A 23,853-nucleotide genomic window follows, 5' to 3' on the forward strand; every position below is an offset into this window, starting at 1 on the left:
GTAAGGCGCGCCATCCCTGGCGCTTACCGTAGGCCCGGCGGGTGCCGGATTTTTCCGCCGTCAGGGCTGGTTAATAGGCTTCTTCTTCCTGCACCAGAGAGATAATCTGTACTTTCTGCACGCGATGGTTTTCAACCTGTAGCGTGCGGAACAGATAGTCTTCAATCTGAATCTCTTCGCCTTCCTGCGGCACGCGCTGCATATGTTCCATTAACAGACCGGCCAGCGTGTGGTACTCGCGCTTTTCGTCCAGCGGTAAAGGAATGTAGAGAATTAAATCGTCCAGCGGCATGTGGCCGTTGGCTGTCCAGCTCCCGTCCGCGTTCTGCTGAATGTCGTAGCGAGGATCGATAGCTTCTCCTTCATTGGGAAGATTACCGGCTATCGTTTCCATCACGTCGCTGAGCGTCACCACGCCTTCCACCGAACCAAACTCATCCACCACAAACGCAAAATGCGTGCGCGCGTTGCGAAATTGCTCCAGCGCCGGCAGCAGAGAAAGCTGCTCCGGAAACACCAGCGGCTGACGAATAAGCGCGCGGATATCCAGGCTGTCGCCGTGCAGCGCCTGCTTGAGCAGGTCAATCACATGAATAACGCCGAGCGGATCTTCACTGTTTTCCGTGACCACCATCCGCGTGTGCTGGTTCTGATCGAGCATCGCCATAATTTTCTCCGGCGACTCGCTGAGATCGACCGACACGATATCCTGACGGGAAGTCATGATACTGCTTACGGTACGCTGGCCCATACCGAGCACGCGCGCAATCATCATGCGTTCCTGCTTGTTGAAAATCGCCTGGCTGCTGGCATCGGCCACCAGCGAGGAGGTTTCAGCATCCAGCTCTGTCTGCTCGTGACCGCCGCGCAGCAGACGCAGGACGGCTTCGGCGGTGCGCTTGCGCAGCGGGGCTTTGGCAGAGAGAAAACGTCGGCGATTAAAATGCGCCAGCTGGTTCAGCGCTTCGATAATCACGGAGAAGCCTATCGCGGCATAGAGATAGCCTTTAGGAATATGATAGCCAAAGCCGTCCGCCACCAGGCTAAAGCCGATCATCAGCAGGAAGCTCAGGCAAAGAATAACGATAGTCGGATGCTGGTTAACGAAGCGGGTGAGGGGTTTGCTGGCCAGCAACATTAAGCAAATAGCGATAATCACGGCCGCCATCATTACCGCAAGGCTGTCGACCATGCCTACAGCGGTAATCACTGAATCAAGCGAGAAGACGGCATCCAGCACCACTATTTGCGCGACAACCGGCCAGAAGCGCGCGCCGCGTTTTTGCGGATTGTCATCTTCATCTTTACCTTCCAGCCTTTCATTCAGCTCTATGGTCGCTTTAAACAGCAGGAAAACACCGCCCAGCAGCATAATTAAATCGCGCGCGCTAAAAGCGTGTCCGGCCACGACGAAGAGGGCAGAGGTCAGCGAAGAGAGCCAGGAAATAGAGGCCAGCAGCAGCAGGCGCATGACCAGAGCAAGCAGCAGGCCGGTGACGCGGGCGCGGTCACGCTGCGCGGACGGCAGTTTCTCTGCCAGAATGGCAATAAAGACAAGATTATCAATGCCCAGCACCAGCTCTAATACGATCAGGGTGACAAGGCCAGCCCAGATTGACGGATCGACGATCCATTCAAACATCAGAAGTTCACTCATACAGATTAAGGAAACGCCATGATGATAGGGGATGTCACATAATTCAACAAATAATCACACGGCTACGCTGCGGGGCGTATAACTGGCGCTCTCTGTTACTGCCGATTTTAGAATCATCTGACGGGCATTCAAATGCATGGAATAGTTTTTCAAGAATATTCGCATAGGTATGACCAATAAAATAAGGGATACTTAAGGTGCAGGGTTAAATCGGACGGGATTAATCTTAGTTTTACAATAAAGTTAATCTGAATTTCTTATCAATGACCCTGTTAGCTATAGCGAGGAGGACAAGGTAGTCTTAATCCTAAAAGAGCGGAGCAGCGGGAACAGGCTCTTGTAAACAGGCCAGTTATAACTAGTATAGCAACGTGTTAGTAAATGCCTGCGTAAATGTAGCAATTAGCACGGTCGCAGCTCGGCGTCCTTTTAAGTTTTGGCTTCATCCGGGCGATGAAAAGCTTTAGCCTGCACCGAGAGGACAGGATAAAACCAACATAGCAGAACGAGATACAGCGCATTGGCAGCTACAAGCCAGGGGCGGTAGCGTGTCTGGACAGGTGGAAACGTCAGCGTCCTGACAGGGCTTCCATCAGGTTGTTGTTGATTTTACATGTCAATTTTCAAGCTCTGCTACGCGTTCCGGCGATCTGTTGCACCACCCCGAAATACGTCTTTCATAAATGACGTGCTTAAAAAATACGCAATCCTCAGCAGTGGAAATTATTAAACCACAGGCTTTTGAAGAAAAAATAAGAGTTAACTATGCGCGATATAGAATTTACCTTTAAAGGGCTGTTAATTAAACTTTCATTAGCACTTTCAGACCTGATTTTTTTTAACGCCTCTTTATTTATTGCAATCCTCCTGATGAAAAGTTTTCCGGAGAATTTACTGGATGACATTTCAACTCAGGATCTGCAGTTAAAAATAAGCACACACATTATTCTTTCTGTTATTTGTATTGCCTGGTTCTGGGTTCGCCTGCGCCACTATACTTATCGCAAGCCCTTCTGGTTCGAATTAAAAGAAATTTTCCGTAGCGTCCTGATCTTCTCCGTGATCGACCTTTCCATCACGGCATTATCTAAATGGGAAATGTCACGCTGGACCTGGTTATTAACCTGGCTGCTGGCGCTGGTGCTGATCCCGGTAGGGCGTGCGCTGGTCAAACGCATTTTGAATCGCTACGGCCTGTGGAAAAAACAGTCCATCATCATTGGCAGCGGCAAAAATGCTGAAGAAGCCTATATGGCGCTGCAAAGTGAAGAGGTGATGGGTTTTGACGTGGTGGCGTTCTACGATGTAGACGGCATGACCGCCGCGCCAGCGCTGTTCGGCATTCCCGTTATTAATGATGAATCATCGCTGTGGCAGCAGGTAAACAGCGAAACGCAGTTTATTGTGGCGGTGGAGTTTGAACAAAGTCATCACCGTGACCTGTGGCTAAAAAACCTGGCGAAACATAATTGTCGTTCCGTTTCCGTTATTCCTTCATTACGCGGCGTTCCGCTTTACGGCACTGATATGGCTTATATCTTTAGCCATGAAGTGATGATTTTACGGGTAAGCAACAATCTGGCAAAACGCACCTCGCGTATTATCAAACGCGCTTTTGATATCTTTGGCGCGCTGGCTATTATCACCATGTTGATGCCCGCGCTGGCTATTCTGATATTTATGGTTTCTCGTGACGGCGGCAAACCTATTTACGGTCACGAACGTGTAGGGCTAAACGGTCGTAAATTTAAATGCCTCAAGTTCCGCTCGATGGTGATCAATTCCAAAGAAGTGCTGGAAGAGGTATTACGTACCGATCCCGTTGCGCGTGCGGAATGGGACAAAGACTTCAAGCTTAAGAACGATCCTCGCATCACCCGTATCGGCCACTTTATCCGCAAAACCAGCCTCGACGAGCTGCCGCAGCTCTGGAACGTGGTGCGCGGCGAAATGAGTCTGGTTGGACCGCGTCCGGTTATCGAAGATGAGCTGGAGCGCTACGCGGGCGACGTTGATTACTACTTTATGGCCAAGCCGGGCATGACCGGACTGTGGCAGGTCAGCGGTCGTAACGACGTGGACTATGAAACTCGCGTCTATTTTGACTCCTGGTACGTAAAAAACTGGTCTTTATGGAACGATATTGCCATTCTCTTCAAAACCATTGGCGTGGTACTGAAGCGAGACGGCGCATACTAAAAAATTTCGGCGCGTTTGCAAGAGCGCGCCGCTGTTATTGCGTGGTTTGACTGATGACTGTCACTGACTTGCGCGCTCAACGTTCCTCTGTTAAGCGTCGGCTCACAGCGAGCCGGCAAGGCAAAAAAGGAAAGGGATCAGGTGATGACTGACAGTTACAGTGAATAAAACGCTTTTACCTTTGCAAGACGCTACACAGCGGCGGATCCGCCACTATCAATCAAATTACTGATAGCGATGAAACAGATGATTACAATCAAAACGAAGTTATTGCCCTTGTTGATCTCGGCTGCACTCCTTTCAGGATGTACGATCGTTCCGGGTTCAAAGCTTTCCACCAGCGGTAAAGATGTTATCAAGCAGCAGGATAGCGATTTTGATATTGATAAATACGTCAATGTCTTCCCTATGACCCCAAGCCTGGTTGAACGTATGCGTCCTACCCCTGTGGTAGCGCGTCCTAACCCACAGCTGCAAACCGAAATCCAGAACTACGAATACCACATTGGTATCGGCGACGTGCTTAACGTCACCGTCTGGGATCACCCGGAACTTACCACGCCAGCCGGTCAGTACCGTAGCGCCAGCGATACCGGTAACTGGGTGCATTCAGACGGCACGATTTTCTATCCTTACATCGGTCGCGTGCGCGTAGCGGGCCGTACCGTGCAGGAAGTGCGTACCGAGATGGCCAGCCGCCTGGCGCAGTACATCGAAAGCCCGCAGATCGATGTCAGCGTCGCCTCTTTTAAATCACAGAAAGCCTACGTGACCGGAGAGGTAACCACTTCCGGCCAGCAGGCGATCACTAACGTGCCGTTAACCATTCTGGACGCGGTTAACGCAGCGGGCGGCCTGACTACCAACGCCGACTGGCGCAACGTGGTGTTGACCCACAACGGTGCTGAAATCCCGGTTTCTTTACAGGCGCTGATGCAAAACGGCGACCTGTCGCAAAACCATCTGCTTTACCCCGGCGATATTCTGTTTATCCCGCGTAACGACGATCTGAAAATCTTTGTGATGGGCGAAGTGAAACAGCAGAGCACGCTGAAAATGGATCGCAGCGGCATGACGCTGTCGGAAGCGCTGGGCAGCGCGCAGGGCATGGATCAAACCTCCTCTGATGCGACCGGCGTCTTCGTTATCCGTCCAATCAAAGGTAAGAACCGCACCAAGATTGCCAACATCTATCAGCTGAACCTGAAGGATGCATCAGCGATGGTGATGGGGTCTGAATTCCAGCTTGAGCCGTACGACATCGTGTATGTCACCTCTACGCCGCTGACTCGTTGGAACCGCGTTATTTCTCAGCTGACGCCAACCATTTCCGGCGTGTATAACGCAACCGAGAACGTGCGTTATATCCATAACTGGTAATCGGGGCAATATGATTAATTCAATCTTAGTCGTCTGTGTCGGCAACATCTGCCGTTCTCCGACCGGCGAACGGTTGTTAAAACGTGCACTCCCTGACAAGCAAATAGCGTCCGCCGGGCTGAATGCCATGACGGGCTATGCCGCAGAACAGACCGCCAGCGAGGTTGCCGCAGCAAACGGCCTTTCGCTGGCGGGTCACCAGGCGCAGCAGTTTACGGCTGAACTCTCACGGGAGTTTGACCTCATCCTGGTGATGGAGAAAAAGCATATCGATCAGATTACCCGTATTGACCCGGCCGCACGCGGCAAAACCATGCTGATGGGCCACTGGCTCAATCAAATTGAGATAGCGGATCCGTATAAAAGAAGTCGTGAAGCCTTTGAGGCCGTTTACGGATTACTTGAAAACGCTACCCAGAAATGGGTCAACGTATTAAGCCGATAGTTGGGATTATTCATGAAAACAAAAAACAGGGTCATGACGGCACCGCAGGAAGAGACAAAAGGGTTAGATCTGGCGCATCTGGTTGGTCAGCTGGTTGACCATCGCTGGATCATTGTCGCCGTCACTGCCGTCTTTATGCTGCTGGGCACGCTTTATACGCTCTTCGCCACGCCAATCTACAGCGCTGACGCGCTGGTACAGGTAGAACAGAAAGACTCCAGCTCGGTACTGACCAATATTCAGGATGCTTTACCGCAGACGCCTGAATCCGATACCGAGATCCAGATCCTGCAGTCGCGCATGGTTATCGGTAAAACCGTTCACGATCTGGGTCTGGATACCGTGGTTGAGCAGGACTACTTTCCAATAATTGGTAAAGGACTGGCGCGCATCATGGGCGACAAGCAGGCGGATATCGCCGTGTCTCGCCTGGAACTGCCGCTTAAATGGAAAAAGCGCAACGTTGAACTGGAAGTGAACGACGCGCAAAGCTATACCGTAAGCAAAGACGGCGACGAGCTGTTTAAAGGCCGTGTCGGCCAGCTGGAGCAGCACGGCGACGTGACTATGCTGGTCAGCGGCATCGATGCAGATAAAGGCACCAGCTTCACGGTTACCAAGCTCAATGAGCTACAGGCAATCAGCATGGTGGTGGGCAACCTGTCCGTTGCGGACAAAGGTAAAGACACCGGCGTGCTTGGCCTGAACTATCAGGGTTCCGATCCTGACAGCATCAGCAAAATTCTTAACCGCATCGTTGATAACTACCTGCTGCAAAACGTTGAGCGCAAATCTGAACAGGCGGAACGCAGCCTGGCCTTCCTGCGCGATCAGCTGCCACAGGTACGCAACAAGCTGAACGAAGCAGAAGACAAGCTCAATACCTTCCGTCGTCAGAACGAATCGGTTGATATGTCGCTGGAAGCGAAGTCGGCGCTGGACTCTTCGGTTAACGTACAGAACCAGCTAAACCAGCTGACCTTCCGTGAAGCCGAAGTTTCCCAGCTTTACACCAAAGATCACCCGACCTACCGCGCCCTGCTTGAAAAGCGTAAAACGCTGGAAAACGAGCAGTCGCAGCTGAACAAAAAAATCGGCACTATGCCACAGACCCAGCAGGTTATTCTGCGTCTGACGCGTGATGTGCAGTCTGGCCAGGAAATCTACATGCAGCTGCTGAACCGTCAGCAGGAGCTGGCTATCAGCAAGGCGAGTACCGTTGGCGATGTGCGCATTATCGACCGTGCGGAAACCGCGCTGGCACCAGTCGCACCGAAAAAGATGCTGATTATCCTTGCCAGCCTGATCGCCGGCCTGGCTATTTCTGTAGGTCTGATCCTGCTGAAGGCGCTGTTCCATCATGGCATCGAAAATCCAGAGCAGCTGGAAGAGCTGGGCGTCAACGTTTACGCCAGCGTACCGCTTTCCGAATGGCAGCGTAAAAAAGACAGCGCGGCGCTGGCGCGTCGCGGCAGCAAAGTGAAAACCGATCCGCACGAAACGCTGCTGGCGCTGGGTAACCCAACCGACCTCTCTATCGAAGCGATCCGCAGCCTGCGTACCAGCCTGCACTTTGCAATGATGGAAGCGAAAAACAACGTACTGATGATTACCGGTGCCAGCCCTGGTATTGGTAAAACCTTTATCTGTGCCAACCTGGCGACGCTGGTCGCGAAAGCAGGGCAGAAGGTATTGTTAATCGATGGCGATATGCGTCGCGGCTATACCCACGATCTGCTGGGTGCCGACAACCGTCAGGGGCTGTCTAATGTCCTTTCCGGAAAAACGGCATTTTCACCTGCGCTGGTTCAGCAGGGCGCTTACGGCTTTGACTTCCTGCCTCGTGGCCAGGTTCCACCAAACCCGTCTGAGCTGCTAATGCATCCACGTATGAACGAGCTGCTGACCTGGGCAAGCGAGAACTACGACCTGGTGCTGATCGATACGCCACCAATCCTGGCCGTGACCGATGCTTCCATTATTGGTAAGAGCGCGGGCACTTCGCTGATGGTCGCGCGTTTTGAAACCAACACCGCGAAAGAAGTAGATGTCAGCATCAAGCGCTTCGAGCAAAATGGCATTGAGATTAAAGGCGTGATCCTTAACGCCGTAGTGCGTAAAGCCGCTAACAGCTATGGCTACGGCTATGACTACTACGACTACAACTACGGTAAAGACGCGAAGAGCTGACAGGCTGCACGCAAAACCAACCGGGTCGGACTCCTCCGGCCCCGTTCGTCGGGAGAACAATCGGCCCGGCGAACGCAACCCTTTTGTTTAGACGTTAAAAGGTGCTGGCAATGCAGGATATTCGCTTCTCAATCGTCATCCCGGCGTATAACGCCTCAGAAACCATCGCCACCACGCTCGACTGCGTGCTGGCGCAAAGCTACCGCAACTTTGAAGTCATCATTGTCGATGACAAGTCAGACGACGCGGCGGCGCTGGCCGAGCTGGTTAACGGCCCGCGCTATCAGGAACTCAACATTCAGCTGGTGCTGTCGCAGGAGAAGCTCAACGGTGCCGGTGCGCGTAATAAAGGCATCGAACTGGCAAGCGGCGACTTTATCAGTTTCCTGGATGCTGACGATGAATGGCACGCTGACAAACTGAAAGAGTCGGCCAGCAAAATTGCCGAACTGGAAGCGCAGGGTGTAGAAAAATACATCGTCTTTAGCCAGGTTAATATCTGGCAGGATGGCAGCTTCCTGAAAGTCATGCCGATGCAGCCGCCGGGTGCCAACGAAACCATAGCGGAATATCTTTTTGGCTGTTATGGCTTTATGCAGACCAGCACGCTGGTGCTGAAGCGTGAAGACGCGCTGAAAATCAAATTCGATACGCGCTACCGTCGCCATCAGGATTACGATTTCTGCATCCGCGCCGACCGTATGGGCTATCGCTTTGTGATGATCCCGCGTCCGTTGGCAAACTACCATCTTATTACCCATTTTGGTTCAAAGCATAAAGGCGAGTCGGTTAAATACTCGTTTTTCTGGCTCGACTGCATGAAGCCATGGCTGACCGCGCGCGATATTCATACCTATAAAGCCTATAAGCTACCGCTGCGCTATAAAATGGATGGCAAGTCACTACACGCCAGCCTCAGCTTTGCCCGTTATTTCTTCTTAACCAATAAAGATAACCAGGCTTACTTCGTCAATCGACTGAAAGATAAGGTAAAAGAGCGCTTCGCCGGGAAAAAGGTTGTTTCCTGAATAATAATTCGGTGGATTAGAACATGGCAATATATTGGATTATCAGTTACACGATCCTGATATTTTGCCTTTTTGAGCTGGCGGCCATCAACCAGCTTCAGGAAGTCAAAATAAAGCGCGTCGTGACCTACTTCTTTTTTGTCGCCACGATCATATTGATCTGCTTTGGCGGCATGCGCGGGCCTGGCTCGGGCCTGGATAACGAGCAGTATCTTGGTTTCTTCCAGAACTTCTCCGCGCAGCTATCGATGGATGACTACGGCACGCTGGCGAAAATCTATCGCTACGAAAGCTTCTTTACGCTTCTGGCCGGCATCCTGGCGGTGTTTACACGGGAAAGCTACTTTTTCCTGCTGCTGATCTGCATTATCGCCGTGGCGACCAACGCCTGGTGCTATAAAAAATATGCGCCGCTGATCCTGTGTTCGCTGTGTCTCTATTCAACGCACCTGTTTATCAACAAGGATATGAACCAGGTACGTTTCGGCCTCAGCAGCGCCTTTACCGTCGCCGCTATTCTGCTGGCTCAGGATCGTAAATGGGCGTGGGCGATAGTCGCAATGGTGTTGGCAACGCAGTCGCACTCTACCGCCTATGCGCTGATACTCCTGATCCCGTTTCTGTTTATCCGCGAACGCAAATATCTGCCGCTGCTGATGATCGTCGTCTCCATTCCACTGGGACTGGTCGGCGGTAAAAAACTATTCCTGGACACGCTGGGTATTGCGTCTCTGGTGGGCGACCGCGTATCGGGCTATGAGGGGACGGTGTTCGATCAGGCCTCGCCGGTCTTTGGCCTGGCTAACCTGAAAAACATCGCCTTTATCGGCTTTTTCACCGTGGTTTACTGGGGGAAAAGACAGGTTGCGCCGGAAGACAGGCTGCCTTATATCCTGCTGATTGCCTATGCTATTGGTGCAGCGGTGCGTATTACCTTTGCTGACTTCTCTATTCTTGGCGGTAGGGTAGGTAACCTGTTCCTGCATACCGAGCCGCTGCTGCTGGCGTTTCTGATGATGCGCATTCGCAATCTGCTGTTTAATACGGTATTGCTGTTTGGTATGGCGAGCTACTATCTGGCCTATAACACCATCCTGTCCGTGCAGTCTATCGAAGGCTATAGCCTGGCACCGATATTCCGTCTTTTCTGATTTGCCCTTGCTTCGCGCTTTAGCGAAGCAATTTTCCACTCGTCTTTCTACAGATTCAGGTATCCAGATGAACAATCATGTTGGCACCGTCGGCATCGTTATGCCGATGTATAACGCGCGGCAGACCGTTTTGCGCGCCGTACAGTCGATAATCGACCAGACTTACCCTGACTGGCACCTCTACCTGATCAACGATAAATCGACCGACGATTCGCTGGCGCTGGTGCGCGAACAGTGTCGCGATCCGCGTATTACCATTATCGAAAATGAAGTTAACCTGGGTGCTGCCGAAACGCGTAACGCTGGCTTACGGGCCGCGACGCAGGAAATTATCGCTTTCCTCGACAGCGATGACGAATGGCACCCTGAAAAACTGGCGTTGCAGACGGCGGCCATTGCGGCCGGTGACAACTTTGTTATTACCCATTATCACTACAAAACGCGCAAGGCCGACCACGACATCGTTTACGGCAAGCCGGTGCTGCTGCGTGATAACTTCGTCAAAAAACAGTATCGCGTCTGTTTCTCCTCGGTCTGCTTCCGTCGTCCGCCGCAGGGCATTTTCTTCCAGCGCAAAGGCCACGAAGATTTTCTCTTCCTTTACGAACTGTTCAGCCTTTATCAGCAGGCACGGGTTATTCCGAAAATCCTGGTCAACTACTATGAACTGGGCGATTCCCTGTCGCGGAACAAAAATCGCGCGGCGCAGTGGCATCTTGAATTATTAAGAATTATCTATAAAAACAATCCGTTAAAAATCTATTACTATTACGGCTGGTATATGGTTAATGGCGTGCTGTTTACCCTGAAGCATCGATAAGCCAGCAGGTGGTTTTCATTTTTTCTGAGGTGGATAGCGGTTCATGAAAAAAATAGTTCTGGTGATTAAAGACGCCTACTCCTATGCGGGTACCGAAAACATCTGCAACTTTATGTCAGAGTGTCTGGGCGAAAGCAGTGAAGTCACCATTTATTCGCTGGAGGGCAGCGGTAAACCTTTTTATCCCTTCAGCCAGGTGAAAGAGATCGTCAGCTTTGACGGCCACAGCAACCCGATTAAAAGTATCGTACAGCGCGTGCATGAAGAGAACTTCGACAGCGTTTTCCTGATTAGCATGGGCCGTCTCAGCGTGATGTACGCTTTGTGGAGCCTGCTGTCGCTGAAGAAAAAGCGCGGCAAAGCCTACGCCTGCGAACACATCGCCATTAATTCTTTCAGCAAGCCCATTAAGTTGCTGAAATACCTGCTTTTACGCTATTACGACAGCGTGGTCGTGCTGACCGATAAAGATCACCAGGTCTTCAGCCGCTGGGGCATTCCCAGCAAGCAAATTCCTAATCCGGTGGTCTACAAATCCTGGCAGCGCGAAACGCGTAGCCGGCAGGCGCTGGCGGTAGGTCGTCTCGATCACCAGAAAGGTTTCGACCTGCTGCTGGATATCTGGCACGACTTTGCCCGTAAGCATCCTGACTGGAAGCTGGTTATCGCCGGTGACGGCGAGCTGCGCGAGCAATTGCAGGCGCAGGCGGCAACGCTCGGCATCACCGACAGCGTCGACTTTGTCGGCAAAGTAAGCAATATCAATGATTATTATCGCGACAGCGATATGGCGCTGATGACTTCACGCTATGAAGGCCTGCCGCTGGTGCTGCTGGAAGCAAAATCCTGGTCGCTGCCGGTGGTCGCCTACGACTGTCCGACCGGCCCACAGGAAATTATCAACCACGAGCAGGATGGTTTCCTGGTGCCAATGAACGATAAAGCAACTTTTCTGGCCCGTATGGATCAGCTGGCCAACGACGACCGGCTCTTTTTTGCCATGAGCGAAAGTACCCGGACGACCGCGCTGAAGTTTGACGGCAAAAAAATAAAACAGAGCTGGCTCGCCCTGGCGTAGGCCGCTGGCGTTATTACCTCGGGAACATTTGATAACCCGACAGGGTCCACGAGAGCACAGGATCGAGCATGAAAAGACGCGAAGTATTACAAACGGCAGCCACCTCGGTGATTGCCGCCCTTTCTGTGAGTACCTTTTCCAGCTATGCCGCAAAAAATACCGCCGTTGCCGGTAAGGCGGTTGGCCCGAGCGATCTGCCGTCGGGCGACGCGCCGATCCTGACGCCGGAAAACGTCTGGGCGATGCCGAACGAGTTCTGGCAAAATTTTTCCGGGAAGCTGTGGATTGGCAAAGCCGGTAGCGATCCTACTCAGGCTGGCAACCAGATCCCGCTTTTCCTGCGCGACAGTAAAGGACAGCTTACCGAGCTGACGCAGCCGGTGACGTTAAACCGTGAGACGCTGACACGTTTCGTTAATAATGATGCTGCGCTGATCGCCAACCCGGCGCACTCGATGGCGGTAGTGGAAGAGAACGGCCAGACGCTGTTTAACATCCCTGACGTAACGCGTGCAGGAGCCTATAGCTTTAGCCAGCGTATCGCTGAGCCAGGTGGCTATCAGCTGATTGGTGAAATACCTTCAGCCGCCGTACTGCGCAACACGACGCCGCTGTTTGAAGGCGCGAAGGTCAAGCTGAAAAGCTGGCATGAAGGCCGCGAAGTGGGCGGCGGTGAGTTTGTCGGCAGCCTGAAGCCTGCGCAGGACGACGGCGGCGTAATTCTTACCGGCAAAACCTTCCACTGGCGTCGCGTGGTCGAGGATTACAATCGGCTCACCGTGTTTGACTTCGGCGCGATTGCCGATGGCCAGACCGATGCGGCGGACGCGGTACGCGCGATGTACCTGTGGACGCAAAACAACAACGAGCAGATCTCGATTCAGTTTCCGGCCGGCCGCTTTTTCGTCTCGAAATTTGACGCCCTGGAAAAATATACCCGCTTTTTCCGCCTGACCGGTGCGCCAGTTAACTTTGGCTACTTTCCAACCACCACGCTGGTTTCGGACGGTAAGGCTGAATTTGTCTTCGGCGTAAAAGCACGCTGGGTAGAGATCGCCAATATCAGCTTTGAAGGCGGTAACGACAAGCGGCCTAACCTGCAGGGTTTCTTCCTGAATAACTGCCCTGCGGGCCAGTTCTTCCGCGCTTCCTGCCTGCGCTTCAGCCAGGTTGGTGGCGTTTCGCTGAGCCTGATGGACACGCTGGATTGTAAAATCGACCAGTGGTACGCCTCTCACTGTAGCGGCGACGTGATTAAAGGCGTCTGGTCCGACACCAAAAAAGGCAACTGGGATCACAACACCGCCGTCGAGCTGTCAAATTTCAACGCGCAGGGCTGTGATGGGGTGGTTATTAACCTGCCACGCTGTAGCCAGTCGTTTATTCACAACGGCTGGATTGAGCACAGCCCGAATCCCGGCAATATCTCCGACGGGCAATGGATTATCGATGGCCTGAGTATGGAAGGCTGTAAAAATGCCCTCAACGCCCGCAACTCGCGCCTGAACCTGCGCCAGATCAACCTGCAGGTAGGTAGCCGTATTGATAACGCTAACGCGCCGGGAAGCTGGCTCAGCAGCTTTGAGCTTGGCTCGACGCGTATTGAGTCGTTTGGCGCGGCAATCGACGGCAGCCTGAAATATGGTTATGTGACCGCGAAGCACCGCCTGGAAAACAAAAGCAGCACGGAACAGTGGGTGGAGCTGGGACGGTTCTATTCGCCGGAAGCGGGCGACAGCTGGGAGATCGAAATCCCTGGCGACCAGGGCAAAGCGGTCATTCATTTGCAGCGTCTGGCACATAAAAGCACTGCCAGCTGGCACAGTGAAGGCGGCAGCCCGATTACCGATGTTGCCTTCTACGCGCCTTATGACACCGACGTTATTCTGTGCGTAAAAATGGCCTCAGAGGTTTCTTCAGCCATGGTGCTGCTGAAAACAACGGGCAAAGATCGTTACCTTACCGGCAAGTGTGCCCGGTTTGATGCCACGCTTAAACCACTCAAAAGCGCCCCAGGTCAGGGAAGCCACAAAGCGGAAACCCGTTTCTCTCTGCAAAGCGGCAAAGTAGCGATTGGTGGAACTAACGACGGCGATTTACTGCTGTCGGCTAATGCCATTACGGCTGAACGTGTCGATGCGTCCAGCCCGGCGGGGTATGTATCAGTGCTGATTAATGGGGAGCACTGCGCCTTGCCTTATTTTAAAACAAAATAATGATGTCACCGACAACGTCGACGCAGGGAAGCGGACGTTTTTATTTGGATAAACTTTGATGATAGTGTGGTGGCTCTAATGAAAGACTTATCGGTGGTCATACCTGTTTATAATACTGGCGAACACCTGCCTGCGTTATTTGAACAACTGCAGCAATTTCCTGCACATCGCGTCGATATTATTCTGGTAAATGATGGCTCACGCGATAACAGCAAAGCGCTGTGTGAAGCGATAGCCGCAGAAAGGGACAATTTCCACCTGATCGATAAGCCGAACGGCGGCGTGTCCAGCGCGCGCAACGCGGGTATTGAAGCGCTGGCCAGCCGCTACGTCTGGTTTTGCGACGCTGACGATCGTTTTTTCCCGGAAAAGATTATTGCGTTGATTGATGAAGCTTCCGACGCGGACGCTATCTGCTTTTCCTACGAACAGATTACCCAGCAGAGCGGGCAGAGTGACAAATGCCTTTTCCCGCAGGATCGCTGCAGCGGCCAGCAGGCTATCGCGAAATATAACTCATACGACGGCCCGAATAATCTCAGCACGGTATGGAACAAGCTTTTCCTTGTCGATACGCTACGACAACACAAGCTGCGGTTCGATACCGCCATGCACCATTCGGAAGATCGCGCGTTCAATCTTAATTTTCTTTACGTGTCGCAAAGCGTCGTGCTGTCACCGCAGCTTTGCTACCAGTATATTCGTTACCCGTCCGGAACGCTGGCAACCAGCTACTCTTCCAGCCGTATTAACGATACAAAAAGATCTGACCAGATTTTCCTTGGCATGATGCAGGCGCTGGGAAAAAATACCGAGCCGCTGGCCAATATGATGCGATTTAATTATATGACGATGCTTACGGAAAATATAATTAAGTCACAGCTATCTTTTTTTTCGGGTTATCGCCTGGTAAAAGAAGAATATAAAGATAACCGCGGTGGGCATTATGCCGTCAACCACCTTACCGCAGGACGTTCAGCCCGGCTGCTATGTCGCTTGCTTAACTGGCACATGCCATTTCTCTACTATTCAATTTTTTGGCTAAAAGAGAAATTAAAATAAAATTTTGTAGAAAGTTAATACAGGGGCCTTCCCGGCATGGTGGACAGAAAAAAAATTAAAAGTGCGGCCATCTGGTCCGCATTTGAAGCGCTTTCGTCAGCGGCGCTCAGCATTATTTCCGTGGTCTTTCTGGCGCGTATTCTTAACCCGGACGACTACGGTAAAATTGCCGCCGCCCAGACCATTGCAGCCCTGATGGTGCTGGTTCTTAGCCTGGGTCTGACCGAAGCGGTGATCCAGCGTAAAGATTTGACGCAAAAACTCCAGCTTACCGTGCTCTGGAGCACGCTGGGCCTCAGCCTGTTTAGCTTTTTAGCCTCGCTGGTTATTGCGCTTTATATTGAACACGTCTGGAACAGCAAGATTATTGCCATCATCATGGTAAGCGAAGGGATTGGCGCGGCGATGCAGATTGCAGCGGTGTTGCCGACCGGGCTGCTGATGAAAAATCTGGAAATGAGCGCGCTGACCAAGCGAACGCTGATTTCCCGCCTCTGCTTTTTCGCCGTGGCGATACCCATGGCGCTGACCGGATTTGGGCTATGGAGCGTGGTGCTGGGTAGCCTGTTGCAAAACACTATCGCCACCACCCTGATTTATGTGCAGTCCAGAAAAATTCTGCCTAAGGGTTTCTATTTCAACCTGAAAGATTTTATCGAACTGTGTAAATTTGGCCTGTTTGTGATGGTGGAAAACCTGCTGTGGAACGTGCTGTCGCGCGTGTTCAGCCTGCTTATCCTCAGCTTTCACGGCGTGGCGCAGCTCGGTATCTACAATATGTCGACTCGCCTGACCGATGCCATTTTAAATATCCTTAACACGGTGATTGGCCGTATGGCGCTGCCGGTCTTCTCGTCGGTACAGGACGATCGCAACAAGCTGATTAACGCCTTCTACAAGGCGACGAAAATCTTCAACTTCGTTTCCATGCCCGCCTTTGTCGGCATTGCCTTGACCTGTAACGACTGGCTACCGCTGGTGCTGGGCGAGCACTGGCGTCCGGCGGTGCCGATTATTCAGGTTATCGCCATCATGAACGCCGTGATGTTCTCACGTATGTTCGTGGGCATTGTGATGAAAGCGGTAGGGCAGTCGCGCCGTTTCCTTTATCTCTCGCTGACCTCGGCGATTGTTGCGGTGATTGCCGCGCTGGTGACCGCGAAGCTGTCGCTGATTGAAACGATGATTACCTGGTCGTCGATGCGGGTGATTATCACTATTCCGCTCGGCATCTGGTTGATGAAACGTATTATTACTCTGGGCGTTATTGACCAGCTGCGTCCGGTTTTCTATCCGGCATTGACCACGCTGATTATGGCGCTGGCGCTGATACTTTTCCGCCACTTTGGCGCGGGTGAAACAGCACATCCCATTCTCTATGTAGTCAGTGAAATTGGCGTTGGCGTGCTGGCTTATCTGCTGGTCATGGGCGTTCTGTTTAAAATGAAAAAAATCGACATTTAAATATCTGTTATGGTGACATATGAATAACGTAATGATTGACCTTAAAAACCAGCTAAATGCCATTGTTGCAGAGATTAAAGACAAGAACGACGTCATCTATCTTGACTATCCGTTTCACCATAACGTCGGCGATCTGCTGATCTATGCAGGAACGCTGCAGTTCTTTCGTGATAACAACATCAAAGTAAAACTTTGCCGTTCTGAGAAAGATTTCGATCTTGCGGAAATTCGTAAAAAGCTGACGCCAAACACTACCATTCTTTGCCACGGCGGCGGCAACTTTGGTGACATCTATTTTGTGCATCAGAATCTGCGCGAGCAGGTCGTCAAAAACTTCCGCCAGAATAAAGTCATTATCATGCCGCAAACCGCGCACTTTTCTGATGAAAAGCGCCTGGCAGAGTCGGCGGCTATTTTCCGTCAGCACCCTGACGTGGTTATTTATTCGCGTGATACGCGCAGCTTCGAATTATTCAAACGCTTTACCGACAAAGTTTATATGATGCCGGATATGGCGCATCAGCTTTACGGCTCGCTGAAAATCAACAACAGCAAAAAGGACGATACGCTCTATTTCCTGCGCGTTGACTGCGAGGCCAGCGCCGATCAAAGCGCCTACGGACTGCCGCAGGAAACGAAAACCTTTGACTGGGTCGATCTGATTACCGAAGCCGACCAGAAAAAGATTCACTTCTTAAGCCGCGTGGCTAAAGTGGGCAAAAAGCTTAACTCCTCGCTGATCAAAAACTATGCCGATAAGGCGTGGCGCGATCATACGTTTGAGATGGCGAATCGTAACGCACATCTGTTCTCAGGCTATAAAGAAGTGGTTACCTCTCGTATGCACGGGCATATCCTTTCCTGCCTGGTGGATACTAACAATATGCTGATCGATAACTCTTATGGTAAAAATAGCGGCTACTACGCACAGTGGACGCAGAATATCGATCACGCGCGGCTCTACAGCCAGAGCTAATTATTGTGACCTGAACACGGGAGAACGGTGATGTTACCGATCTATATCGTATCGCTGAAAAGAGATACCCAGCGGCGTGAAGTTTTGTCCGCTATCCTGGACAAGTACGCGCTTAACTATGAGTTTGTCGATGCGGTTTACGGCAAAGATTTGCCGGCCGAAGAGGTAGCTAAATTCAGGGTTGATGGCGTAACCCGACGTAAAGGGCACCGTCCTACCGCAGGCGAGCTTGGCTGCACCTTAAGCCATCTTAAAATCTACGAGATTATGCAGGAGCGCGGTCAGCCGTGGGCCTGCATTCTGGAAGATGACGCTATCCTTGACGCGCGCTTCGCCGATTTCTGCCGTGGCTTTGATAATGGCGACTTTAGCGCGCTGCGCGGCGATGAGCTTTATCTGCTGGGCGGCCAGAACGGCTTGCGCTGCGCGCCTTACGTTGCGTTAAGCCACTGGTATAAAAAGCGCGTCGGCAACGAACGCTTTCGCAAGTCGATCAAGAGCGAAAACTTCCTTTTTCGTACCTGCTGTTATGTGATCGGCGCAGAATCGGCCGCGAAGCTGACGGCGCTGGCGCGCGAAGAGTTTTTTGTCGCCGACGAGTGGAACTACTTCCTGCGCAAGGGCGTGTTTAACAATATCTTCGTCGCGGACTTTGTTGACCACCCTCTCGATTTAACGACCAGCCTGATCGAGCAGGAGCGCAAAGAGCAGCAGGTAAAAGCTTTTGGCCAAACCGCAACGATCGCGGCTCCTTCCGTGCTGTCGATGTCGACGGTTAAGCCGCGAGTAAAGCGTGCATTATTGATTTGCCGCGCTCAGCTACGCTCTTTCTATATTTAATTTTTTCTAATGCGCCCGATGTAATTTTGTCGCGGCGCATTTTTCGTTTAAGGCGCACAATTAAACAGCAGTGTGCAACAAATATATTTAACGCCTAATGCTGGCGTAAATCTGATTATTTCAGGGTATCGCTACGGGCAAACCGGATAATAAGCGGGTCCGCTGTTTTATCAGAAAAGCCCCTGTTTTTTTTCAGATAAAGATTATACTTGCCAGACCGGGCGATCCTGCATAATCGACCTATGTCTTCACTTCATTAGATGGAATTAACATGACCAAGCTTAAAGCAGTTATCCCCGTCGCGGGTCTGGGTATGCACATGCTCCCTGCTACAAAAGCCATTCCTAAAGAGATGCTGCCCGTTGTCGATAAGCCGATGATCCAGTACATCATCGACGAATGCGTAGCCGCAGGCATCAAGGAAATTGTTCTGGTCACTCACGCGTCCAAGAACGCGGTTGAAAACCATTTTGATACTTCCTATGAACTGGAAGCGCTGCTGGAAGCGCGCGTTAAGCGTTCGCTGCTGAGCGAAGTTCAGTCTATCTGCCCACCGGGCGTAACCATCATGAACGTGCGCCAGCCGCAGCCGCTGGGCCTGGCTAACTCCATCCTGTGCGCTCGTCCAATGCTGCATGACGAAGCCTTTGTCGTGGTACTGCCAGACGTGCTGCTGGATGACTCCACTGCCGATCCGCTGCGCTATAATCTGGCCGCCATGGTGGCACGCTTTGAAGAAACCGGTCACAGCCAGGTACTGGCTCACCACATGCCGGAAGCCGATCTCTCTGAATACTCCGTAATCAAAACGGCGGAAACGCTGGATAACCCGGGCCAGTTCAGCCAGATTGTCGAGTTCGTGGAAAAACCAGAACAGCCTCAGACTCTGAATTCCGACCTGGCTGCCGTTGGCCGCTACGTGCTCTCTGCGGATATCTGGGCAGAGCTGGAAAATCTGGAACCGGGCGCATGGGATCGCTACCAGCTGACCGACGCTATCGCCAGCCTGGCGAAAAAACAGCCGGTACAGGCTCAGCAGCTGACCGGTAACAGCTTTGACTGTGGCCGTAAGATGGGTTACATGAAGGCTTTCGTTTCCTGGGGCCTGCGTAACAATGCCCAGGGCCGCGAATTCCGCGAAGAGATCAAAAAGATTCTGGCGAAGTAATCCTGTTCATTGATAGCCGCGCTGGCGCGGCTGTAAAGGAGTCAACATGGCTATTTTGGTAACGGGCGGAGCTGGCTATATCGGTTCCCATACGGTGCTGACGCTTCTTGAGCGCGGCGACGACGTTGTGGTCCTGGATAACCTGAGTAACGCTTCACGGGAATCCGTCAGCCGTGTAGAACAGCTCACCGGTAAAAAAGCTACTTTCTGCGAAGGCGACATTCTGGATCGTGCCTGCCTGCGGGATCTTTTCGCGCAATACGATATCTCAGCGGTTATTCACTTTGCCGGTCTGAAGGCGGTAGGGGAGTCAACCCGCATGCCGCTGGAGTACTATCAGAATAACGTTACCGGCACGCTGGTGCTGCTGGAAGAGATGCGCGCCGCTGGCGTAAATCAGTTTATTTTCAGCTCTTCCGCCACCGTTTACGGCGCGGATGCGCCGGTTCCCTACGTGGAAACCACGCCAATCGGCGGGACGACCAGCCCGTACGGTACCTCCAAGCTGATGGTTGAATTTATTCTGCGCGACTACGCCAAAGCTAACCCGGATTTTAAAGTTATCGCGCTGCGCTACTTTAACCCGGTCGGCGCGCACGAATCTGGCCAGATTGGCGAAGATCCTAACGGCATCCCTAACAACCTGCTGCCTTATATTGCTCAGGTTGCGATTGGCCGCCTGGAAAAGTTGGGCATTTTTGGTGACGACTATCCAACCAAAGATGGCACCGGCGTTCGCGACTATATCCACGTAATGGATCTGGCGGAAGGCCATCTGAAAGCGTTGGATCATTTGCCTGCTATCAGCGGTTATAAAGCTTATAACCTGGGTGCGGGAGAAGGTTACTCGGTGCTGGAAATGGTGAAATCTTTTGAGAAGGCTTCCGGCCGTCCGATCCCTTATCAGATTTCTCCACGCCGCGATGGCGACCTGGCCGCGTTCTGGGCCGATGCTTCGCTGGCGGATAAAGAACTGAACTGGCGCGTTTCACGCGGTATCGACGAGATGATGCGCGATACCTGGAACTGGCAGAGCAAGAACCCTAACGGGTATAAGTAAAAGTAAAAAGCACAGCAAATGCTGTGCTTTTTAAAGTAGTTAGTCCATAGCACAGCATCGGCTGTGCTTTTTTACGACTAAATCTTCTCGTCAATCAGGTTTTGCAGATACTGGCCATAAGATGTTTTAGCGAGCAGTTTTGCCTGAACGGCAACTTCTTCGTAATTCAGCCAGCCTTTGCGCCAGGCTATCTCTTCAAGGCAGGCAACCTTCATGCCCTGACGCTTTTCAATGGTATGAATAAACTGTGAGGCTTCGATCAGGCTGTCGTGCGTACCGGTATCCAGCCAGGCAAAACCGCGTCCCAGCAGCTCCACGTTCAGCTGGCCTTTTTCCATATACATCTCGTTCAGCGTGGTAATTTCAAGCTCGCCACGATGAGAAGGTTTTACCTGCTTAGCCATTTCTACAACGTTGTTGTCATAAAAATATAAGCCGGTAACAGCCCAGTGTGATTTTGGCTTCAGAGGCTTTTCTTCAATGGAAAGCGCCCGGAAGTTCTCATCAAATTCAACTACGCCAAAACGCTCCGGATCCATTACCTGATAGCCGAATACGGTAGCGCCCGCTTTAGACTGCGCGGCAGCTTCCAGTTTTTTCCCAAAGCTCTGGCCAAAGAAAATGTTATCGCCCAGCACAAGCGCGCAGGATTCGCCAGCAATAAACTCTTCGCCGATAATAAAAGCCTGAGCCAGTCCATCCGGAGAAGGCTGAACGGCATATTCAAGCTGAATGCCGAACTGACTGCCATCGCCTAACAGACGCTGGAAAGAAGCCAGATCGTCAGGCGTCGTGATAATCAAAATCTCTCTGATCCCTGCCAGCATCAGCACGGACAGCGGATGATAAATCATCGGCTTATCGTAGATGGGCAGCAGCTGCTTTGATACGCCACGAGTGATAGGATAGAGACGCGTTCCGGATCCGCCGGCTAAAACGATGCCTTTCATAAAATACCTTTATTTATTTAAACCCAGACGTTCACCCGCGTAGGCACCGCTCTGAACACGCTGCCACCACTCTTTATTATTCAAGTACCACTCAACGGTTTTACGAATGCCCGTTTCAAACGTTTCCTGCGGTTTCCAGCCAAGCTCGCGAGCAATCTTGCCTGCGTCAATAGCGTAGCGCATATCATGGCCTGGACGATCGGTAACGTGGGTGATTAACTCGGCAAAATGCGTCACGTTCGCAGGCTTATCCGTAATCAGCTCGTCAAGAATGGCGCAGATAGTTTTTACGACCTCAATATTTTTGCGCTCGTTGTGACCACCGATGTTATAGGTTTCACCCGGAGCGCCTTCTGAAACGACTTTATAAAGCGCGCGTGCATGATCCTCGACATAAAGCCAGTCGCGAATTTGTAAGCCTTCACCGTAAACAGGAAGCGGTTTCCCTGCCAGAGCATTGAGGATCACCAGAGGGATCAACTTTTCTGGAAAATGGTAAGGACCATAGTTGTTAGAGCAGTTGGTAATAATTACCGGCAGCCCATAGGTACGGTGCCACGCGCGGACCAGATGATCGCTCGAAGCTTTAGATGCAGAGTAAGGGCTACTTGGCGCATATGGCGTCGTTTCCAGGAACAGATCGTCTGTTCCGTGTAAATCGCCATAAACCTCATCAGTAGAGATATGGTGAAAGCGAAAAGCTGCTTTCTTATCGTCCGAAAGCGCTGACCAGTATGCACGAGCCGCTTCCAGCAGGGTGTAGGTACCCACGATATTAGTTTCGATAAACGCCGCCGGGCCATCAATAGAGCGGTCTACATGGCTTTCTGCAGCCAGATGCATTACGGCATCCGGTTGAAAATCGGTGAAGGCTTTATCAAGACCTGCACGATCGCAAATGTCGGTTTGGGAGAAAGCGTAACGCGTATCAGATGCTACGGAAGTCAGCGACTCGAGGTTACCCGCATAAGTCAGGTTATCGATAACAAGCACTTCATCAGAAGTGTGATTAATTATATTGCGTACTACAGCTGAACCAATAAACCCAGCACCACCTGTTACCAAAATCTTCATAGATATGCTCTGCAATAATTTTTGACCGGTACATCTGACCACGACGGGGTATGGCAATGCAACCATAAACCTTTCCGCAGCAGCCAGTAAAATTAAGGAAAAATTATACGCAAAAGTAGACAGCGCCAACAAATTGTAATTTTAAAAATTTAAGCTATTTTTCACATCAAAATCACAAAGTAAGAAAATTTTCCTACAGTTGAGCGATGCTTAATTAAGCAGAGATGCAATGCCCTAAATTCGGACATTTGCTTATTTCTGTTGTGATAGCAAGTTTTTGAAATTTTGCTTAAAATGCTGCGCATAATTTACGGTTTTGATACTTTTTTGTGCTCCGCACTGAGCTAAGTAAAACGCTATTGCTTAGCCGTGCAGCGAAGCCGAAATTTTTGTAAGCTCAACAGCTGTGATAAGCTGCGCGGTACAACAAAGAAGCCATCGCCCCCTAAACAGAAGCAAGAGAGTGCGTTTAAATGAATGTTTTAGAAACGAAAATTGCAGGTGTGAAAATCATTGAACCGAAAATTTTTGGCGATGACAGAGGTTTTTTTCTGGAAACTTTCCAGCGCGATCGTTACCAAAAAATTCTGGGTATCACTGAAGAATTTGTTCAGGATAATCATTCTCGATCTTCTAAAGGCGTGCTGCGGGGCCTGCATTTCCAGCGTGTTAATCCACAGGGCAAACTTGTTCGTGTTGTTCGTGGTGAGGTTTTTGACGTCGCCGTTGATATCCGTCGGGATTCGCCTACGTATGGACAATGGGTTGGCGTAATTCTTTCCGAAGAGAACAAGACGCAGTTCTGGATCCCGCCAGGTCTGGCGCATGGTTTTATCGTTTTGTCGGATTTCGCTGATTTTGAATATAAATGCACGAACTACTATGATCCGGGCAGCGAAGAGTGCCTGCTTTGGAACGATCCTGCGGTAGGCATTGAATGGCCAATGACTAATCCTTTACTTTCAGCAAAGGACCAGCAGGGCAAACTACTTTCTGAATTGCTCTGAATTGCTCTGAACGCGATGAAACATCAGGCTTTAAAAGCTTCTGTTTGGTTTTAAAGCTTTTCTGTAGTCACACTAGCAAAATGGTTTA

19 protein-coding genes are annotated in these 23,853 nt (G+C 51.3%); 16 read left to right on the forward strand and 3 right to left on the reverse strand.

Going from position 1 to position 23,853, the window contains the following annotated elements; translation table 11 throughout:
* Nucleotides 1-70: 70 nt before the first annotated feature.
* Nucleotides 71-1,642: a TerC family protein gene (locus ACMGGR_RS06540; RefSeq protein WP_246758073.1), complete on the reverse strand. Its 1,572-nt coding sequence runs from the start codon at nt 1,640-1,642 to the stop codon at nt 71-73.
* 780 nt (nt 1,643-2,422) lie between these two features.
* On the opposite strand from ACMGGR_RS06540, the gene wbaP reads away from it, so the two are divergent.
* The 15 genes from wbaP to galE all read left to right on the forward strand — a co-directional run bounded on the left by wbaP (nt 2,423) and on the right by galE (nt 20,734).
* The gene (gene wbaP / locus ACMGGR_RS06545; protein ID WP_414148447.1) at nt 2,423-3,856 is read left to right on the forward strand and encodes an undecaprenyl-phosphate galactose phosphotransferase WbaP; all 1,434 of its coding nucleotides are present in this window, start codon (nt 2,423-2,425) and stop codon (nt 3,854-3,856) included.
* Nucleotides 3,857-4,093: 237 nt separating this feature from the next.
* Nucleotides 4,094-5,236 carry a polysaccharide export protein gene (locus tag ACMGGR_RS06550; RefSeq protein ID WP_281434437.1) on the forward strand — a complete coding sequence of 381 codons (1,143 nt, stop codon included), beginning with the start codon at nt 4,094-4,096 and terminating at the stop codon, nt 5,234-5,236.
* A 10-nt stretch (nt 5,237-5,246) separates the two neighbouring features.
* Nucleotides 5,247-5,681 (forward strand): protein tyrosine phosphatase, encoded by a 435-nt coding sequence (locus ACMGGR_RS06555; RefSeq protein ID WP_246757827.1) that lies wholly within the window; start codon nt 5,247-5,249, stop codon nt 5,679-5,681.
* 12 nt (nt 5,682-5,693) lie between these two features.
* A complete protein-coding gene (gene wzc, locus ACMGGR_RS06560; protein ID WP_246757826.1) occupies nt 5,694-7,871 on the forward strand; it encodes a tyrosine-protein kinase Wzc in 2,178 nt (725 codons plus the stop codon).
* A gap of 110 nt (nt 7,872-7,981) precedes the next feature.
* Nucleotides 7,982-8,899 carry a glycosyltransferase family 2 protein gene (locus tag ACMGGR_RS06565; protein ID WP_246757825.1) on the forward strand — a complete coding sequence of 306 codons (918 nt, stop codon included), beginning with the start codon at nt 7,982-7,984 and terminating at the stop codon, nt 8,897-8,899.
* A gap of 23 nt (nt 8,900-8,922) precedes the next feature.
* Complete coding sequence (locus tag ACMGGR_RS06570; protein WP_246757824.1) at nt 8,923-10,050, forward strand: EpsG family protein; 1,128 nt, start codon at nt 8,923-8,925, stop codon at nt 10,048-10,050.
* A 67-nt stretch (nt 10,051-10,117) separates the two neighbouring features.
* Nucleotides 10,118-10,870 (forward strand): glycosyltransferase family 2 protein, encoded by a 753-nt coding sequence (locus ACMGGR_RS06575; RefSeq protein WP_246757823.1) that lies wholly within the window; start codon nt 10,118-10,120, stop codon nt 10,868-10,870.
* Nucleotides 10,871-10,913: 43 nt separating this feature from the next.
* Complete coding sequence (locus tag ACMGGR_RS06580) at nt 10,914-11,948, forward strand: glycosyltransferase (protein WP_246757822.1); 1,035 nt, start codon at nt 10,914-10,916, stop codon at nt 11,946-11,948.
* 68 nt (nt 11,949-12,016) lie between these two features.
* Entirely contained in the window at nt 12,017-14,164 is a 2,148-nt protein-coding gene (locus ACMGGR_RS06585; protein WP_414148448.1) for a phage tailspike protein, read from the forward strand.
* A 78-nt stretch (nt 14,165-14,242) separates the two neighbouring features.
* Nucleotides 14,243-15,226, forward strand: a complete 984-nt coding sequence (locus tag ACMGGR_RS06590) for a glycosyltransferase family 2 protein (protein WP_414148449.1) — start codon at nt 14,243-14,245, stop codon at nt 15,224-15,226.
* Nucleotides 15,227-15,262: 36 nt separating this feature from the next.
* The gene (locus ACMGGR_RS06595; protein ID WP_246757819.1) at nt 15,263-16,690 is read left to right on the forward strand and encodes an oligosaccharide flippase family protein; all 1,428 of its coding nucleotides are present in this window, start codon (nt 15,263-15,265) and stop codon (nt 16,688-16,690) included.
* A gap of 31 nt (nt 16,691-16,721) precedes the next feature.
* Nucleotides 16,722-17,666 carry a polysaccharide pyruvyl transferase family protein gene (locus ACMGGR_RS06600; protein WP_246757818.1) on the forward strand — a complete coding sequence of 315 codons (945 nt, stop codon included), beginning with the start codon at nt 16,722-16,724 and terminating at the stop codon, nt 17,664-17,666.
* Between the two features lie 30 nt (nt 17,667-17,696).
* Nucleotides 17,697-18,506: a glycosyltransferase family 25 protein gene (locus ACMGGR_RS06605; protein ID WP_246757817.1), complete on the forward strand. Its 810-nt coding sequence runs from the start codon at nt 17,697-17,699 to the stop codon at nt 18,504-18,506.
* Between the two features lie 271 nt (nt 18,507-18,777).
* A complete protein-coding gene (galF, locus tag ACMGGR_RS06610; protein WP_246757816.1) occupies nt 18,778-19,674 on the forward strand; it encodes a UTP--glucose-1-phosphate uridylyltransferase GalF in 897 nt (298 codons plus the stop codon).
* 46 nt (nt 19,675-19,720) lie between these two features.
* Nucleotides 19,721-20,734: a UDP-glucose 4-epimerase GalE gene (gene galE, locus ACMGGR_RS06615; protein ID WP_246757815.1), complete on the forward strand. Its 1,014-nt coding sequence runs from the start codon at nt 19,721-19,723 to the stop codon at nt 20,732-20,734.
* A gap of 77 nt (nt 20,735-20,811) precedes the next feature.
* Here the strand turns inward: galE and rfbA are convergent, their stop codons facing one another.
* Both rfbA and rffG read right to left on the reverse strand, forming a co-directional pair.
* On the reverse strand, nt 20,812-21,684 hold the full coding sequence (gene rfbA, locus ACMGGR_RS06620; RefSeq protein WP_414148450.1) for a glucose-1-phosphate thymidylyltransferase RfbA: 873 nt from the start codon (nt 21,682-21,684) through the stop codon (nt 20,812-20,814).
* Nucleotides 21,685-21,693: 9 nt separating this feature from the next.
* Nucleotides 21,694-22,758, reverse strand: coding sequence for a dTDP-glucose 4,6-dehydratase (gene rffG, locus ACMGGR_RS06625; protein ID WP_246757813.1), 1,065 nt, complete (start codon nt 22,756-22,758; stop codon nt 21,694-21,696).
* Between the two features lie 473 nt (nt 22,759-23,231).
* Here rffG and rfbC point away from each other — a divergent pair, with 473 nt between their 5' ends.
* On the forward strand, nt 23,232-23,765 hold the full coding sequence (gene rfbC, locus ACMGGR_RS06630; RefSeq protein ID WP_246757812.1) for a dTDP-4-dehydrorhamnose 3,5-epimerase: 534 nt from the start codon (nt 23,232-23,234) through the stop codon (nt 23,763-23,765).
* Nucleotides 23,766-23,853: the final 88 nt, after the last annotated feature.

Source organism: Erwinia sp. BNK-24-b, assembly GCF_047456155.1.
GTDB classification, from domain to species: domain Bacteria; phylum Pseudomonadota; class Gammaproteobacteria; order Enterobacterales; family Enterobacteriaceae; genus Erwinia; species Erwinia phyllosphaerae.